The sequence below is a fragment of the Serratia nematodiphila DZ0503SBS1 genome (assembly GCF_000738675.1).
GTDB lineage: Bacteria > Pseudomonadota > Gammaproteobacteria > Enterobacterales > Enterobacteriaceae > Serratia > Serratia nematodiphila.
Genome location: NZ_JPUX01000001.1, coordinates 4072554 through 4086702, shown reverse-complemented (window position 1 = coordinate 4086702; position 14149 = coordinate 4072554). Strand labels below are relative to the sequence as shown.

The window sequence follows — 14149 nt, the reverse complement described above, 5'->3', positions numbered from 1 at the left end:
AAATTCATGACCTGCAAAATAAAAGGAATCATTATGCTGACGCAAGAAATGACTCAAAAGCTGAATGAGCAACTGAATCTGGAGTTCTACTCCGCCAACCTGTATCTGCAGATGAGCGCATGGTGCAGCGATAAAGGCTTTGAAGGCGCCGCCGCATTTCTTAAAGAGCATTCTCAGGAAGAGATGCAGCATATGCAACGTTTGTTCGACTATCTGAGCGACACCGGCTCTCTGCCGCTGCTGGGCACCATCGCCGCGCCGCCGGTGGCGTTTGAGTCGCTGGCGGACGTGTTCCAGCAGACCTACGAACACGAACAGCTGATCACTCGTCAGATCAACGAACTGGCGCACGCCGCCATGACCGCACACGATTACTCCACCTTCAACTTCCTGCAGTGGTACGTGGCGGAGCAGCATGAAGAAGAGAAACTGTTCAAATCCGTGCTGGACAAGCTGGCGCTGGTGGGGACCAGCGGCAAGGGCCTGTTCTTCATCGACAAAGATCTGAAGAAAATGGGCGCGATGGGCCAGGGCGGCAACGACCAGGCCTGATCTGCACCAGAGCATCGAAAAACCGCGCGCGGGCGAGCCTGATGCGCGGTTTTTTTTTACCCTGCGTTTATCGCGGTTATGCGGCGATACGTGCTGCCGGATCGCAAAATGCCAGTGATGCGCTCGACTTGCCGCAGCGTGGTCGTTATGATTTACCGCGATACGCTACAGGGATGGTAGAGTCAAAACAGCGGGTTAGCCGATACAACCCGTTTTTCTGTTTACCCGTGGCGCAATCATTGCGGTGGGTTGGGGCCGCTGATACATCGCCTTGGCTGTGGCCTTAACCCTTATGACCCTCTTTATTTTGTTAAGGGATACCACTGTGATCGGTAAAATTCGTTCCTCCTGTCGCCTGCTTTCCACCGTTTTCGTTCTGTTCGTCGGCCTGTCTTCGCAGCAAGCGCTGGCGCACGCCCACCTGAAAGTGGAAACGCCGAAGGCCGACGCCAGCGTCAGCCCGGCGCCGAAGGCGCTGACCCTCAGCTTCTCCGAAGGTATCGAGCCAAACTTCAGCGGCGTGAAAATCACCGGCCCGGACAACGCCGTGGTGAAAACCGGCAAGCTGCAGCTCGATCCGAACAACAACACTCAGGTCAACGTGCCGATTGAAGGCGAGCTGAGCGCGGGCAAATACAACGTCAGCTGGCATGTGGTGTCGGTCGACGGGCATAAAACCAAAGGCCAGTACAGCTTCACCGTAAACTGATCGTGACTCTGGCGACCCTGTTCGTTCTGTGTCGCTTGGTGCACTTTGCGGCGGTGATGCTGATGTTCGGCATCAGTCTGTTCACCGCCTTATTGTCACCGCAGCGCCTCTCCCCGATCCTCTCCCGCGATGTGCGTCCGCTGCTGCTTGCCGGCACCTGGATTGCCGGGCTTTCCGCCGTGGCGCTGCTGGCCATTCAGGCCGGGCAGATGGGCGACGGTTGGCAAGACGCCTGGCGGCTGGAGGTCTGGTGGGCGGTGCTCGGCACCACCTTCGGCGAAGTGTGGCGCTGGCATCTGGGCCTGTCGCTGCTGGCGATCCTGAGCCTGCCGCTGCCGGAACGGCCGCGCGCACAGGCGTTGGCGCTGTGCTCGGCGCTGCTGCTGGTGAGCCTGGCGTTCATCGGCCACGCGGCGATGCATGAAGGCGCGTTGGGCGCGCTGCACCGCGCCAACCATGCGGTGCACCTGCTGGCCGCCGGTTACTGGTTCGGCAGCCTGGCGCCGCTGCTGGTTTGCCTGCGTTACCTGTCGCCGCCGCAGTGGCGCAGCGACGCCATCACCACGCTGATCCGTTTCTCGCGCTGGGGGCACCTGGCGGTGGCGGCGGTGATCGTCACCGGCATCGTCAACAGCCTGATCATTCTCGGCGGTTGGCCGCTCAACCTCGGCTCGCCTTATCAGCGCCTGTTGCTGATCAAAACCGCGCTGGTGGCGCTGATGGTGATGGTGGCGCTGGCCAATCGCTACGCCATCGTGCCGGCGATGAGCCGCGTACCGGCGCTGGCGCAGCGCGGGGTGGTGCTGGCCTGCTGGCTCGAAGTCGGGCTGGGGATGGCGGTGCTGCTGCTGGTCAGTTTATTTGCAACCTATGCGCCGGTATGACATTTCAGCTTGCCGCAACCGGCCAAGCTGCGGGAAAATCGGCGCGAATAGCAACCTTAAGGCCATCACATGAAATCGGTATTACTCGGCATTACGCTGCTGGCAACCGCGACCGGCGCGCTGGCGGCAGACAAACTGGTGAACATCACCAAACTGGAGTACGGCAAACAGTGGGCGTTCACCAAGGAAGAAGTGACGCTGCAGTGCCGCAGCGGCGGCGCGCTGTTTGTGCTGAATAACAGCACCCTGATGCAATATCCGCTCAACGACGTTGCGGAGCAGCAGGTGAAGAAGGGCCATCAGCGCGCGCAGCCGCTGGAGGTGATCCTGCTGGACGACCCTGCCGAACCGGGGAAAAAAATGAGCATGGCGCCGTTTATCGAGCGCGCCGAGAAGCTGTGCGCTGACTAACCGCTTGTTTGCCAACGCCTTGCCCAGCGTGCGCAGATTGATGCGCATTTGCCGCATAGTTATTTCGTCACGAAACTATCACGCGGCCGCCGGGCGGCTGGCAAAACTGGCGCGGTAGGCTACTCTTAAAGTGCACGGCTGAACAAGCCCTGCATTAAATGCCAACTTTTAGCGCACGGCTCTCTCCCAAGAGCCATTTCCCTAGACCGAATATAGGAATCGTATTCGGTCTTTTTTTGTGTGATTGATTTATAAGAAAATTCCACTTAAGACGCCAATAAAATTCTGGTTTCTCTTTCCAGTCGTAACACCTCAGCCCGATCTCCGGCTCCACACACCACCCGCACCTATTGCTAATTTAGCCGCACCAAAAGTCATTACGTCATTTATGGCGTTGATAAGCTTCGGCCATTGCTTCAATCAACGGTTTAACGAGAGTGTCATTATGGGAAATATCCCGGCATCAGGCGCTATAAAAGGTAACCCGCAGTGAACGAGCAACTGAGTCAATTAAAGATGATGTTGCCCGGCTATCTCAATGCGTGGCGTGAGGGGGCCTTACCCTCTGACTGGGGGCTGGTGGCTAACCCTGAAGTGGTTGCCGCCCTGTTGGCGGAGTGGGAGGCGCTAAGCGAGTTGGCGTCTCGGTTCGAAACCGCCACTGAAGCCCCCTCCGAACCGGCCGCGTTTTGGCAGGCGCGCGCCGAGCTGATGGCGCAGCGCAATCGTGAGCTTATGGCCCAACTGGCGACGCCAATCCGTTTGCCCAGCGCACGGGTGGCCTTTTTTGGCTATGTGAAAACGGCCGTGATGGACGCCAGGCAGGTTAAGGCGGCGATTCGCGATGCCGGTTTTATCGTTGCGGGCGGCGCCCCCAACGAGAACACGGCTTAACGCGGTTTCTTCTCAAATTTCTCGGCAAAAAAGAACCGCAGCAATTTATGGGTCCACAGCAGGATGGCGCCAACCACCACCAGCGAGACGACGAAATGCGACAGATTTTTAGGCGCGGCGTAGCCGTGGGTAAAGGAGACCCCCGCGCCGCTGAGCAGCAGGGTGGCGATCCAGAAGCCGAGCAGCAGGCATAAGGTACGAAACAGTTTAAACATGGTTATCACCAAAAATACGGAAAGCGCCGACCGAACGGAGAGGCTCAGCCGGAGCTTTGATTAATTAAAACCGCTTAGCGCGAACAGGTATTGCCGCCTTTACTGCTATTGTTATTGCAGCTGCTGCCGCTGTTTTTGTTGCCGCCTTTCCCCATGCCGACGTTGCCGCCGCCTTTGCTGCCTTCCTTGAAGCAGCCGCCGTTGAGCGCGCCCACCGCCAGGCCGCCAAGGCCGCCCAGAGAGCCGGTGATCACGCCGTTAACGCAATCCGGCGAGGTGTGCTTGCCGTAGAATCCCTGATTGGATGATCCGCCTCCGTTCTTGTTGCCGCCGTTGTTGTTGACGCGGCCATTGCTGCTGCGGTTGTCGCCAAAGTTACCGGCGCCGGCGATCAGGTGAAAGTGTTTGGCATCGATCTCTTGCATAAAATTCCCTCTTTATCGATTCAGTTAGATTCAGTAAAGCTTGCGCAAGCCAGCTGTTTTTAACAGAAAAAATAGCGGGGGTAATTACCGGTTCGGATAAGAACAGGGGGTTTATTTTGCGATATTTTCCAGACTGATAGAGCACAGAGGAATGATATTTGGGGCGTGTGGAACCGTAGCGCTATCTGTTCTCTTGGGTCGGTTAATTTGTTAGCATGGCGCCCCTGGATGACTATTGGTGCAGTACATTGAAAATTAAAGCGTTGTTATTTGTTGCGTTGGCCGCGCTGGCCGGCTGCAGCCAGGAGGGAACCTCGATGAATCAGCCCGTAAACGAAAAAGGCGGCCAAACGGAAGTGTTGCTGGTGAACAGCGCGCTGGTAGATTGCGTGGGCGTCGCCCCGATGAAGTGCATGCAGGTGCGCCGCTCCGCGCAGCAGCCGTGGGAGTTGTTCTATACCGGCATCGAGGGCTTCACCTTCGAACCGGGCTATCAGTATCGATTGAAAGTGCGCGTCACCCCGGTGGAGAACGTACCGGCCGATGCCTCATCGCTGCGTTACACGCTGATCGAGCAGCTGGAAAAGCACAAGGCATAATGGATCTACCCCATCATCACCAAATGGTGTTTCATTTGGTGATGATTTCCTCAGGAAAGTTTGTCTTTTTTCTTTCTTTTGGATGCTTCGAAAGTGGCGAAGGCATGTGCAAGAGCAAACCCCAGCGCACAGTTCCGTAGAGGCCAATTTGCTTTGGCCCAAGTTTCAGAACCAGCAATAAACATCGCGTTGCCGTTGGCAAAAAGGGTAAATTGCCAGCAAAGGATTAGAAAACATATCGCAACCAGAACGACATAACCCTTGGAACCCAGAGACGGTCTGAAGACGTATTTCACGGCCAGACAGGCCGCGGCAGCGAGAGTAGAAAAATATAATATAAAGTCGGTTCCATCACTGTTCCTGGTGATTTTATCTTCCCTGATATTCGACCGAAAAACAGCCACACCATAACGTAACGCCAGAAGCTTGATCAACTTTCGCTGATTTGAAGAGGGAAAGCTTGAACGCGTTGAGGGGGCGAGGCGTGGCGCGTGAAGGCATCACGATGCGGAGTTGGGCAACCCTGAACCATCGACTAAACTGGTCTGTTCACTGCGCTTGTTTTCGCACTTTCTTAAGTATATCGAGAAAATCAGGTATATTGTCCTTCGGTTTTTAGCTACCAAGAAAAAATTACTATGATTATCAAACCTAAAATTCGTGGTTTTATCTGCACCACCGCTCACCCGGCAGGCTGTGAAGCCAACGTCCGTGAGCAAATCGCCTACGTTAAGTCACGCGGCGAACTGAAAAACGGGCCTAAAAAGGTGCTGGTCATTGGTGCATCCACCGGTTACGGTCTGGCCTCGCGCATCAATGCCGCTTTCGGCAGCGGTGCGGCCACCATCGGCGTATTTTTCGAGAAGCCTGGCAGCGAAGGCAAAACCGGTTCCGCCGGTTGGTACAACTCCGCCGGTTTCGACAAGGCAGCTAAAGAAGAAGGCCTGTACGCGAAAAGCATCAACGGCGACGCATTCTCCAACGAGTGCCGTCAGACCGTGATCGATCTGATCAAAAAAGACCTGGGTCAGGTTGACCTGGTGGTTTACTCGCTGGCTTCACCGGTGCGTAAGATGCCGGAAACCGGCGAAGTGGTGCGTTCCGCACTGAAGCCGATCGGCGAGCCATACAAATCCGTCGCGCTGGACACCAACAAAGACGTGCTGGTTGAAGCCGTGGTCGAGCCGGCCAACGAGCAAGAAATCGCCGACACCGTGAAGGTGATGGGCGGCCAGGACTGGCAGCTGTGGATGGACGCGCTGGATGAAGCGGGCGTGCTGGCGGATAACGCGCAGTCGGTCGCTTACTCCTACATCGGTACCGATCTGACCTGGCCAATTTACTGGCACGGTACGCTGGGCAAGGCGAAAGAAGATCTGGATCGCGCGGCGCACGCCATCAACCAGAAGCTGCAGGCCAAAGGCGGCGCGGCTTACGTTGCGGTGCTCAAGTCGGTAGTGACTCAGGCTTCCTCCGCCATTCCGGTGATGCCGCTGTATATCTCCATCGTGTTCAAAATCATGAAGGAGCAGGGCATTCACGAAGGCTGCATCGAGCAGATCCAGCGTCTGTTCGCCACCAAGCTGTACAGCGGTGCGGCGCCGGACACCGACGAGAAGCACCGTCTGCGTCTGGATGACTGGGAACTGCGCGACGAAGTGCAGGAAACCTGTCGTGAAATCTGGCGGCAGCTGAACGACAACAACATCAACGAACTGACCGATTACCAGGGCTACAAGGCGGAATTCCTGCGTCTGTTCGGCTTCGGTCTGCAGGGCGTTGACTACGACGCCGATCTGAGCGGCGAAGCCAATTTCGATGTGATCGAGCTGGTCTAAGCGCGTCGAGCGGTCAAGCAAGGTCGGGTTAGCCCGGCCTTTTTTATTGCCTGCGAATTATCGGGTGGCTAAGCGAAAATGTTTATTTCGGGTTAACAGAGGAACCGGGTGGTTAACATCGGCAGTCGGATGGTGAAATAACGGCGGTTATTAAACTAAAGAAAGTCATTTTTTATTTACCCTTGCCGCCGGCTGCGGGTATTTTATTTCCTTTAAGGAGAAAACTATGACATGGCGTTATTGTGCCACGGTATCGTTGTTTTTGTTGAGCGGCTGCAGCGCGATCCAGCCAACGTCGACGTCCCCGGACTGGTCTCGGCCTCAGCCGGCCACGCGGGAACAGCGGCAACGCATCATGGCGGGTGAGTCTGCCTCGTCGGTATTGCATGAAGGTAATATCGGTATTGGCGGCACGTTAGATGGGTCGAAAATATTCGATCGTTAAACCGCTAAATATATTCAGCCAAATTAATGCGCGCATTCTGCCGATATTGTCGGAGGGTTTACCTTTCCTGCGTTATTCTGCCGTGGCTTGACCATTCATTGCGTTAGCAGACAATTCGTTTTCCTTATAGGGAACCGCCGGTTTATTTCGGCGTAATCAAAGGAGTTGCCCATGACGAAGAACATGGCCGCGATCTTTCTCTTGCTGTTGCCGCCGCTAAGCCAAAGCGCCGGCGCAGCGCGCTACGACAGGCCGTGCGAAGGGGTGTCGCCGGTGCTGTTTCAAAAGCGCCTGAAAGCGCTGGCGCAGGATCTGCGTCAGGAAATGAGCGAGGAAGCGCCGCCGACAGAGCGCGATGCGGAAGAGCTGGCGCGGTTGGCGGAGTGCGCTATCGAGCCCGGCAAAGCGCCCGTCACCGGCGGGCAGCGCGTCTCCCGTTCAGAGGAAAAGCCGACGGCATCGCCGAACGGTTGCTGAGCCGGCGTGCGCGCAGAGTCAAGCGATGTAATGTAAAAGGAGTCATTGATGAAAAGGATCGTGTTGGCCGGCGTGGCCTTGTGTTGTTCCAGCTTCGCGCAGGCGCGGGTGGATCTGGAATACCATGCGGCGACGCCGAAGGACAGTAAGGTCACCGAGGAGTACCAGAAAAAGCGCGACGCATTGCGCCACAAGGTGTGGAATGTCGATAACCTGACGCTGGCCAACGAGCAGGCAATTGCACGTGAACAGCAACGCGAAGCCGCTGAGACCGCCGAGCGGCAGCAGCGGAACCTGGAACAGCAGCAGAAAAAGCAGCGCTGCCTGCGCAGACACTCGAAAGATCCTCATCCCGAGGCGAAGTGTTACATGCACAACTTCTAACCTTCAACGTCCGGGCGCTTTCTGCGCCCGACGTCGTTTAGGCCGGGCGGCAATGCTCTTTCAGCATGGCGATCGCGTCCGGTTTCAGCTGATACAGATAGACCGGCCGGCCGGTGGCGCCGTACAGAATACGGGTGCCGAGGATACCGCTTTCCGCCAGATAGATGAGGTACTTGCGGCAGGACACCCGCGAAATGCCAATGGCGTTGGCCAGATTATCGGTAGAGAATTCGCTGTCGTGCTGTTGTTCGATCCACTCGCACACCGTGCTCAGGGTGATGCTGGTCAGGCCCTTCGGCAGCTTTTTGCTTTCCTGGCCGCCGGGCTGGCGGCGCAACAGGCTGTCGACGTCGGCCTGCGAAAACTCGCGTTGCTCCAAGAGCTGTGACTGTTGCCGGTAGTGGCTCAGTGCCTCCTTGAAGCGGCTGAACTGGAACGGCTTGATCAGATAATCCACCACGCCGTAGTGCAGCGCTTTTTGCACCGTGTTCACGTCGCTGGCGGAGGAGATGATGATCACATCGGTCTTTTCGCCGAGCTCGCGCAGGCCGGGCAGCAGATCCAGCCCATTCTCCTGCTGCATGTAGATATCCAGCAACACCAGATCGATGCTGACGCTGGTATCGGCCAGCAGGGCGCGCGCCTGGCTCAGGGTGGCGACCGTCGCCTGGCAGTGAAAACCGCCGACCTGGCTCAGGTAGTATTTATTCAGCTCCGCCACCATCGGGTCGTCGTCGACAATCAGTACGTTAATCATGGGCTCTGCTCTTGGCCTGATAGGGAAGGTGCACGAAAAATTGGGTCAGCTCGCCCGGTTCGGATTCGAAATCGATGCTGCCGCCCAGTTTCTCCAGATGGCTGCGGATCAGCGCCAGGCCGATGCCGCGTCCCGTTCCCTTGGTGGAAAATCCGTGTTCGAAGATACGCGCGCCGATCGCCGGATCGATGCCGGGGCCGTCGTCGCTGACGATACAGTGTAATTGATCGTCGTGATGATGGAAGCTCAGGCCGATCTCGTGGCCCTCAACGCCGTCGATGGCGTCGATGGCGTTTTCGATCAGGTTGCCGAGCACGCTGATCAGCACGTGGGTGGTTTCCGCATCGTCGGTTTCCGGCAGCAGGCTGGTTTCCTCGATGGTCAGTTCGATGCCGGCCTCGTGGGCACGGCTGATCTTGCCGATGAAGAAGCCCGCCACCTCCGGCGAATGGATCTTGCGCAGCAGCGCGCCGATCTCTTCCTGGTAGTTGCTGGCGGTGTTGATGATGTAGTTTTCCAACTGCTGATAGGCCTTCATATGCAGCATGCCGAGTATCACATGCAGCTTGTTCATAAATTCGTGCGACTGCACCCGCAGGGCGTCGGCGTAGTGCGCCATGCCGCTCAACCGCTGCAGCAGGCGGCTGATCTCGGTCTTGTCGCGGAAGGTGGCGATGGCGCCGGTCACCTGGCCGTTGACGATCACCGGCACGGTATTGGTCAGCAGTTCGCTGCCGTTGAAGCTGATCTGCCGATCGCGCAGCGGTTCGCCGCTGGCCAGCACCTCCGCCAGATGCAGCTGCGCCGGCCAATGCTTGCTGGCGGCTTCCCGCAGCAGGTTTTCCACCGGCCCGCTCTGGCGCAGCAGGCGCTTGGCTTCGTCATTGACGATGGTGATGCGGGATTCATTATCGACCGCGATCACGCCTTCTTTAATCGATTGCAGCATGGCGTTGCGCTGTTCGAACAGGTTGGAGATTTCGTAGGGCTCGAAACCCAGCATGATGCGTTTGAGCGCAGAGACCAGGAAAAAGGTGCCCAGGCTGCCGACCAGGGCGGCGAAGGCGATGGTCCAATAGATGATCCATCGGCTTTCCGCCACCACCCGCTGCACGGTGTCCAGCGCGATGCCGAGCGCCACCACGCCGATTTGTTTTTTCTGATCGTCATACACCGGCACGAACACCCGCAGCGCCGGAGCCAGCGTGCCGCGGTTGATGGCGCTGTTGACGTTGCCTTGCAGCGCGGGCGCCAGATCGTCGCCGATAAAATGCTTGCCGATCAGCCAGGGTTTAGGGTGCGAATAGCGGATGCCCTGCATATCCACCACCACCACGAACAGCAGCTCGTTTTGATGGCGCACCTGCTCGGCGAAGCGCTGAATGGCGCCGCTGTGATCGCGCCGCTGCAGGCCGTCGATCACGGTGTTGGAGAGCGCCAGCGTGTTGGCGACGGCGATGGCTTTCTGCTGCAGCTGATCTTGCCCCTCGCGGCTCATCTGCACGAAAAACAGCGCGAACACCACCAGCAGCACCGAAGCGATGATGGCGGACACCATCAGCGTGATGGAGGTGCTCAGCTTGAGCGGCACCCGTTGTTTTGGCATGGCGGTTCTCCGAATGGCGATATCACGGCGTATTCTAGCGAGGAATGCGGCAAGCTGCAGTTACCGGCAGCAGGTTATAGCACGCTGCCGGGGGGCGGAGGGGTTATTTTAGTTACAAAAGCGGGTTACTGCTGGTGATAGATCTCCAGCGCCTGTTGGCCGCTGGCGCCCTGGTGGATGATCGCCATCAGGGCGCGCACCACCTGCGAAGGATTACTGTGTTGATAGACGTTGCGGCCATAGACCATGCCGGAGGCGCCCTGGGCCATCAGCGCGGCGGATTTCTCCAGCACCGGGCCCAGCTCTCCCTTGCCGCCGCCGCGCACCAGCGTCGGGCAGCGCGCCGCTTCCACCACGCGGTGGAAATCTTCCACCCGATCGGTCGGATCGGCCTTGATGATGTCGGCGCCCAGCTCGCGCGCCAGCCGCACCAGCGGCACGATTTTCTCCACGTCACCCAGCGATCCGTAGGCGGCGCCCTGGCCGGCCGGGGCCATCACCAGCGGTTCGATCATTAGCGGCATGGCGTAGCGATCGCAGGCGTGGCGCAGGCGGCCGATGTTTTCTACGCACTGGCGGAAAATGCCGGGTTCATCCGGGATCATATAGAGGTTGACCACCACCGCGGCGGCGTCCATTTGCAGCGCGGCCAGGATCGGCGCTTCCGGGTTGTGCAGCACCGCCCACATTTCGCGGTGGCGTGCGGCGTTATAGGCGTTGCCGACGTCGGTGCGCATCACCAGCGCCGGTTTTTCGCGCTGCGGCGCGCGCTGCAGCAGATCCGCCTGCCCGTAGTTGACCTGAATCGCGTCGGGGCGCGCGGCGATCAGGTTGCCCATCACCCGTTCGATATCTTCCAGCCCGATTAAAAAATCCGGTTCGTTGGCGATGCCGTGATCGATCGCCACATCCAGGCACTTGCCGTTGTTGAACAGGCGGTTCATCCGCACCTTACTGCTGAGCTGCATGTCAGGTCCTCCTGAGATAGGGATATGTCCATTATTGCCGAGTAAGGATGGTCGGGAAACGCAGAAACCGCAAACTGCGTGCCCGCTCGCAGTTTTTGCCGGCGCACGAAAGGGGAACGCTCGCGGGCGGCTTTCATTTCATTTGTTAGATCCGTGTCATGTTTTTGTTAATAAGCCATTCCAAAACGCATGTTTCGCTTGTTTGGGTTAAAAAGTTTCAATAGTCTAAATTATGAAATAAACATTTAAAAAAGCGGCGAAGACGCGGCTTGTTCCACCAGGGGTTTATTTCAATTGATTGTTTTTAATCTATTTTGAGATATCGATCACCATTTTGTTCACGGCCTTAATACGGCGATAACGCGGTAATTTCGCCGTATCAAAGGGATAACACCGACCGTATTGTTGTTTGAATGTAAAAAATATTTTTCATTAGCTGTCAACCAACAGACCTCTTCATTCTAACGATTAAAGGGTAACGAACATGAAGCTGAAGAAATTGATCGCCGCCTCGGTACTGATGTGCATGCTGCCGGCCAGCGTGTTGGCGAAAGACATCAAGATCGGCGTTTCCATGGCTTACTTCGATGACAACTTCCTCACCATTCTGCGCCAGTCGATGCAAAGCAAAATGAAGGCCGACGGCAACGTCAGCGGCCAGTTCGAAGACGCCAAGGGCGACATCGCGCAGCAAATTCAACAAATCGAAAACTTCGTCAGCCAGGGCGTCGACGCCATCATCCTCAACCCGGTGGATACCCAGGGCGTCAAGCCGATGATCAAACTGGCCGAGAACGCCAAGATCCCGCTGGTGTTCGTCAACCGCAAGCCGGAAGTGGCGCTCCCGGCCGGCATGGCCTACGTCGGCTCCGATTCCAAGCTGGCCGGCAAACTGCAGATGGAAGCGTTGGCCAAGCTGATGAACGGCAAGGGCAACGTGATGATCCTGATGGGCGAGCTGTCGAGTGAAGCCACGCGGGACCGCACCCGTGGCGTGGAAGAGGTGGCGGCCAACTACCCCGGCATCAAAATAGTCGACAAGCAAACCGCCAAGTTCTTCCGCAAAGAGGCGGTGGACGTCACCACCGACTGGATTTTGTCCGGCCAGCAGATCGACGCCATCGCTTCCAACAATGACGAAATGGCCATCGGCGCTATTTTGGCGCTGAAGCAAGCCAAGAAATCCGGCGTGCTGGTGGCCGGCGTTGACGGCACGCCGGACGCGCTGGAGTTCATCAAGAAGGGCGATCTGGCGCTGAGCGTATTCCAGGACGCCAAAGGCCAGGGCGAGGGCGCGGTGCAGACCGCCGTTCAACTGGTGAAAGGCGAGAAAGTGGAGAGCAACGTGCTGATCCCTTACCAGCTGATCACCCAGGCCAATTACCAGCAATTCGCCGATAAAAACAAGAAATAAGCCTTGAAGCCCGCCGCGGGCGCCGGTGTGGGGCGAGCGCGGCGGAAAACGTGGGTCAGTGCGGAGGTAAGCGGTATGTACCCTTATGTTCTTGAGGCCGAAGGCATCAGCAAGCAGTTCCCCGGCGTCAAAGCGCTGGATAAGGTCTCGATTAAAATCAAACCCGGCAGCGTGCACGCGCTGATGGGGGAAAACGGCGCAGGCAAATCGACGCTGATGAAATGCCTGATCGGCATCTACCACCCGGATGAAGGCTCGATAAAAATCAAAGGCCGGCCGGTCACCTTCAGCGACACGCTGCAGGCGCTGCATTCGGGCATTTCCATGATCCACCAGGAGCTGAACCTGGTGCCTTATATGACGGTAGCGGAAAACATCTGGCTGGGGCGCGAGCCGGCGCGGCTGGGGTTCGTCAACCACGAGCAGCTGAACGAGAACACCCGCGAGCTGCTGGCGCGGCTGAACATCAAACTGCAGCCGGACACGCTGGTGGGCGAACTGAGCATCGCCAACCAGCAGATGGTGGAGATCGCCAAGGCGGTGTCCTACAACGCCGACGTATTGATCATGGACGAACCGACCTCGGCGCTGACCGAAGGTGAAGTGGTGCACCTGTTCGCCATCATCCGCGAACTGCGCGAGCAGGGCAAAGGCATCATCTATATCAGCCACAAGATGGACGAGATCTTCGCCATCACCGACGAAGTGAGCATTTTCCGCGACGGCACCTTCATCGCCTGCGACAAAACCGAAAATCTGACCAAGCAGTCGCTGATCACCATGATGGTGGGGCGTGAACTGACGCAGATGTTCCCCAAATTCAACAACAACATCGGCGAGGAAGTGCTGCGGGTGGCGGGGCTGCGCCGCAGCGGCTGGTTCCACGACGTGTCGTTCAGCGTCAAACGCGGCGAGATCCTCGGCGTCGCCGGGCTGGTGGGCGCCGGGCGCAGCGAAGTGATGGAAAGCCTGTTCGGCATGCACCCGGCGGACGGCGGCGAGATCTTTATCGAGGGCCAGGCGGTGAAGGTCGATTCCCCGGCGAAGGCGATCGAGAGCGGGTTGGCCTTCCTCACCGAAGACCGCAAAAAATCCGGCCTGTTTTTGGTGCTGTCGGTGGTCGAGAACATGAGCATCGTCAACCTGTCGGAATACATCGGCAAGAACGGTTTCGTCAGCCACGTGCAGATGGCCAAAGACTGCATGGATCAGATCAAAAAGCTCAACATCAAAACGCCGACCATGGATCAGATCATCAATAACCTCAGCGGCGGCAACCAACAGAAGGTGCTGATTGCGCGCTGGCTGCTGGCGCAGCCGAAAATCCTGATCCTCGACGAACCGACGCGCGGCATCGACGTGGGAGCCAAAGCGGAAATCTACCGCCTGATCAGCGAGCTGGCCAACCGCGGCGTCGCCATCATTCTGGTCTCCTCCGAGCTGCCGGAGATCCTCGGCATGAGCGACCGGGTGATGGTGATGCACGGCGGCCGCATCACCGGCATTTTGGACAAAGACGACGCGGACCAGGAAAAGATCCTGGCGCTGGCCTCAGAATAACGAAGGGTGAA

At 57.7% G+C, this 14149-nt stretch carries 17 protein-coding genes; 11 read left to right on the top strand and 6 right to left on the bottom strand.

Translation table 11 applies throughout. From position 1 onward, the window contains the following. Positions 1–33: 33 nt before the first annotated feature. The 5 genes from ftnA to JL05_RS18855 all read left to right on the top strand — a co-directional run bounded on the left by ftnA (position 34) and on the right by JL05_RS18855 (position 3450). A complete protein-coding gene (gene ftnA, locus JL05_RS18875; protein ID WP_015377481.1) occupies positions 34–552 on the top strand; it encodes a non-heme ferritin in 519 nt (172 codons plus the stop codon). 325 nt (positions 553–877) lie between these two features. Next, on the top strand, positions 878–1261 hold the full coding sequence (gene yobA, locus JL05_RS18870; RefSeq protein ID WP_004940886.1) for a CopC domain-containing protein YobA: 384 nt from the start codon (positions 878–880) through the stop codon (positions 1259–1261). 2 nt (positions 1262–1263) lie between these two features. Then, complete coding sequence (copD, locus tag JL05_RS18865) at positions 1264–2145, top strand: copper homeostasis membrane protein CopD (RefSeq protein WP_033633334.1); 882 nt, start codon at positions 1264–1266, stop codon at positions 2143–2145. A gap of 69 nt (positions 2146–2214) precedes the next feature. Then, positions 2215–2556: a YebY family protein gene (locus tag JL05_RS18860; protein ID WP_033633333.1), complete on the top strand. Its 342-nt coding sequence runs from the start codon at positions 2215–2217 to the stop codon at positions 2554–2556. Between the two features lie 489 nt (positions 2557–3045). Continuing rightward, the gene (locus tag JL05_RS18855) at positions 3046–3450 is read left to right on the top strand and encodes a hypothetical protein (RefSeq protein WP_033633332.1); all 405 of its coding nucleotides are present in this window, start codon (positions 3046–3048) and stop codon (positions 3448–3450) included. On the opposite strand, the gene JL05_RS18850 is transcribed toward JL05_RS18855, so the two are convergent. Continuing rightward, positions 3447–3665 (bottom strand): hypothetical protein, encoded by a 219-nt coding sequence (locus JL05_RS18850; protein WP_004940942.1) that lies wholly within the window; start codon positions 3663–3665, stop codon positions 3447–3449. The two genes, JL05_RS18855 and JL05_RS18850, sit on opposite strands and share 4 nt — an antisense overlap. A 74-nt stretch (positions 3666–3739) precedes the next feature. After that, on the bottom strand, positions 3740–4090 hold the full coding sequence (locus JL05_RS18845; protein WP_004940946.1) for a hypothetical protein: 351 nt from the start codon (positions 4088–4090) through the stop codon (positions 3740–3742). A 248-nt stretch (positions 4091–4338) separates the two neighbouring features. On the opposite strand from JL05_RS18845, the gene JL05_RS18840 reads away from it, so the two are divergent. Next, complete coding sequence (locus JL05_RS18840) at positions 4339–4689, top strand: DUF4377 domain-containing protein (protein WP_033633331.1); 351 nt, start codon at positions 4339–4341, stop codon at positions 4687–4689. Between the two features lie 50 nt (positions 4690–4739). Here the strand turns inward: JL05_RS18840 and JL05_RS18835 are convergent, their stop codons facing one another. After that, positions 4740–5123 carry a hypothetical protein gene (locus JL05_RS18835; protein ID WP_033633330.1) on the bottom strand — a complete coding sequence of 128 codons (384 nt, stop codon included), beginning with the start codon at positions 5121–5123 and terminating at the stop codon, positions 4740–4742. A gap of 204 nt (positions 5124–5327) precedes the next feature. On the opposite strand from JL05_RS18835, the gene fabV reads away from it, so the two are divergent. The 3 genes from fabV (at position 5328) to JL05_RS18820 (ending at position 7833) form a co-directional block, all read left to right on the top strand. After that, positions 5328–6527 (top strand): enoyl-ACP reductase FabV, encoded by a 1200-nt coding sequence (gene fabV / locus JL05_RS18830; protein WP_016928134.1) that lies wholly within the window; start codon positions 5328–5330, stop codon positions 6525–6527. Between the two features lie 616 nt (positions 6528–7143). Continuing rightward, complete coding sequence (locus JL05_RS18825) at positions 7144–7449, top strand: hypothetical protein (RefSeq protein ID WP_004940954.1); 306 nt, start codon at positions 7144–7146, stop codon at positions 7447–7449. A gap of 48 nt (positions 7450–7497) precedes the next feature. Beyond that, positions 7498–7833 carry a hypothetical protein gene (locus JL05_RS18820; RefSeq protein ID WP_033633329.1) on the top strand — a complete coding sequence of 112 codons (336 nt, stop codon included), beginning with the start codon at positions 7498–7500 and terminating at the stop codon, positions 7831–7833. 37 nt (positions 7834–7870) lie between these two features. Here the strand turns inward: JL05_RS18820 and dcuR are convergent, their stop codons facing one another. The 3 genes from dcuR to JL05_RS18805 all read right to left on the bottom strand — a co-directional run bounded on the left by dcuR (position 7871) and on the right by JL05_RS18805 (position 11164). Further along, positions 7871–8590 carry a two-component system response regulator DcuR gene (dcuR, locus tag JL05_RS18815; protein WP_033633328.1) on the bottom strand — a complete coding sequence of 240 codons (720 nt, stop codon included), beginning with the start codon at positions 8588–8590 and terminating at the stop codon, positions 7871–7873. Continuing rightward, positions 8583–10196, bottom strand: a complete 1614-nt coding sequence (locus JL05_RS18810; RefSeq protein WP_033633327.1) for a sensor histidine kinase — start codon at positions 10194–10196, stop codon at positions 8583–8585. The genes dcuR and JL05_RS18810 overlap by 8 nt, the downstream gene beginning before the upstream one ends. A gap of 125 nt (positions 10197–10321) precedes the next feature. Beyond that, the gene (locus JL05_RS18805; protein ID WP_015377543.1) at positions 10322–11164 is read right to left on the bottom strand and encodes a class I fructose-bisphosphate aldolase; all 843 of its coding nucleotides are present in this window, start codon (positions 11162–11164) and stop codon (positions 10322–10324) included. Between the two features lie 484 nt (positions 11165–11648). On the opposite strand from JL05_RS18805, the gene JL05_RS18800 reads away from it, so the two are divergent. After that, positions 11649–12578 (top strand): sugar ABC transporter substrate-binding protein, encoded by a 930-nt coding sequence (locus tag JL05_RS18800; protein ID WP_016928128.1) that lies wholly within the window; start codon positions 11649–11651, stop codon positions 12576–12578. Between the two features lie 75 nt (positions 12579–12653). Further along, entirely contained in the window at positions 12654–14138 is a 1485-nt protein-coding gene (locus JL05_RS18795; protein WP_004940975.1) for a sugar ABC transporter ATP-binding protein, read from the top strand. Positions 14139–14149: the final 11 nt, after the last annotated feature.

Excerpts from the sequence above, each read along its gene's own strand:
- ftnA (WP_015377481.1), top strand. The coding sequence starts at position 34 with ATGCTGACGCAAGAAATGACTCAAAAGCTGAATGAGCAACTGAATCTG.
- JL05_RS18860 (WP_033633333.1), top strand. The coding sequence starts at position 2,215 with ATGAAATCGGTATTACTCGGCATTACGCTGCTGGCAACCGCGACCGGC.
- JL05_RS18850 (WP_004940942.1), bottom strand. The coding sequence starts at position 3,665 with ATGTTTAAACTGTTTCGTACCTTATGCCTGCTGCTCGGCTTCTGGATC.
- JL05_RS18845 (WP_004940946.1), bottom strand. The coding sequence starts at position 4,090 with ATGCAAGAGATCGATGCCAAACACTTTCACCTGATCGCCGGCGCCGGT.
- fabV (WP_016928134.1), top strand. The coding sequence starts at position 5,328 with ATGATTATCAAACCTAAAATTCGTGGTTTTATCTGCACCACCGCTCAC.
- JL05_RS18825 (WP_004940954.1), top strand. The coding sequence starts at position 7,144 with ATGACGAAGAACATGGCCGCGATCTTTCTCTTGCTGTTGCCGCCGCTA.
- JL05_RS18820 (WP_033633329.1), top strand. The coding sequence starts at position 7,498 with ATGAAAAGGATCGTGTTGGCCGGCGTGGCCTTGTGTTGTTCCAGCTTC.
- dcuR (WP_033633328.1), bottom strand. The coding sequence starts at position 8,590 with ATGATTAACGTACTGATTGTCGACGACGACCCGATGGTGGCGGAGCTG.
- JL05_RS18810 (WP_033633327.1), bottom strand. The coding sequence starts at position 10,196 with ATGCCAAAACAACGGGTGCCGCTCAAGCTGAGCACCTCCATCACGCTG.
- JL05_RS18805 (WP_015377543.1), bottom strand. The coding sequence starts at position 11,164 with ATGCAGCTCAGCAGTAAGGTGCGGATGAACCGCCTGTTCAACAACGGC.
- JL05_RS18800 (WP_016928128.1), top strand. The coding sequence starts at position 11,649 with ATGAAGCTGAAGAAATTGATCGCCGCCTCGGTACTGATGTGCATGCTG.
- JL05_RS18795 (WP_004940975.1), top strand. The coding sequence starts at position 12,654 with ATGTACCCTTATGTTCTTGAGGCCGAAGGCATCAGCAAGCAGTTCCCC.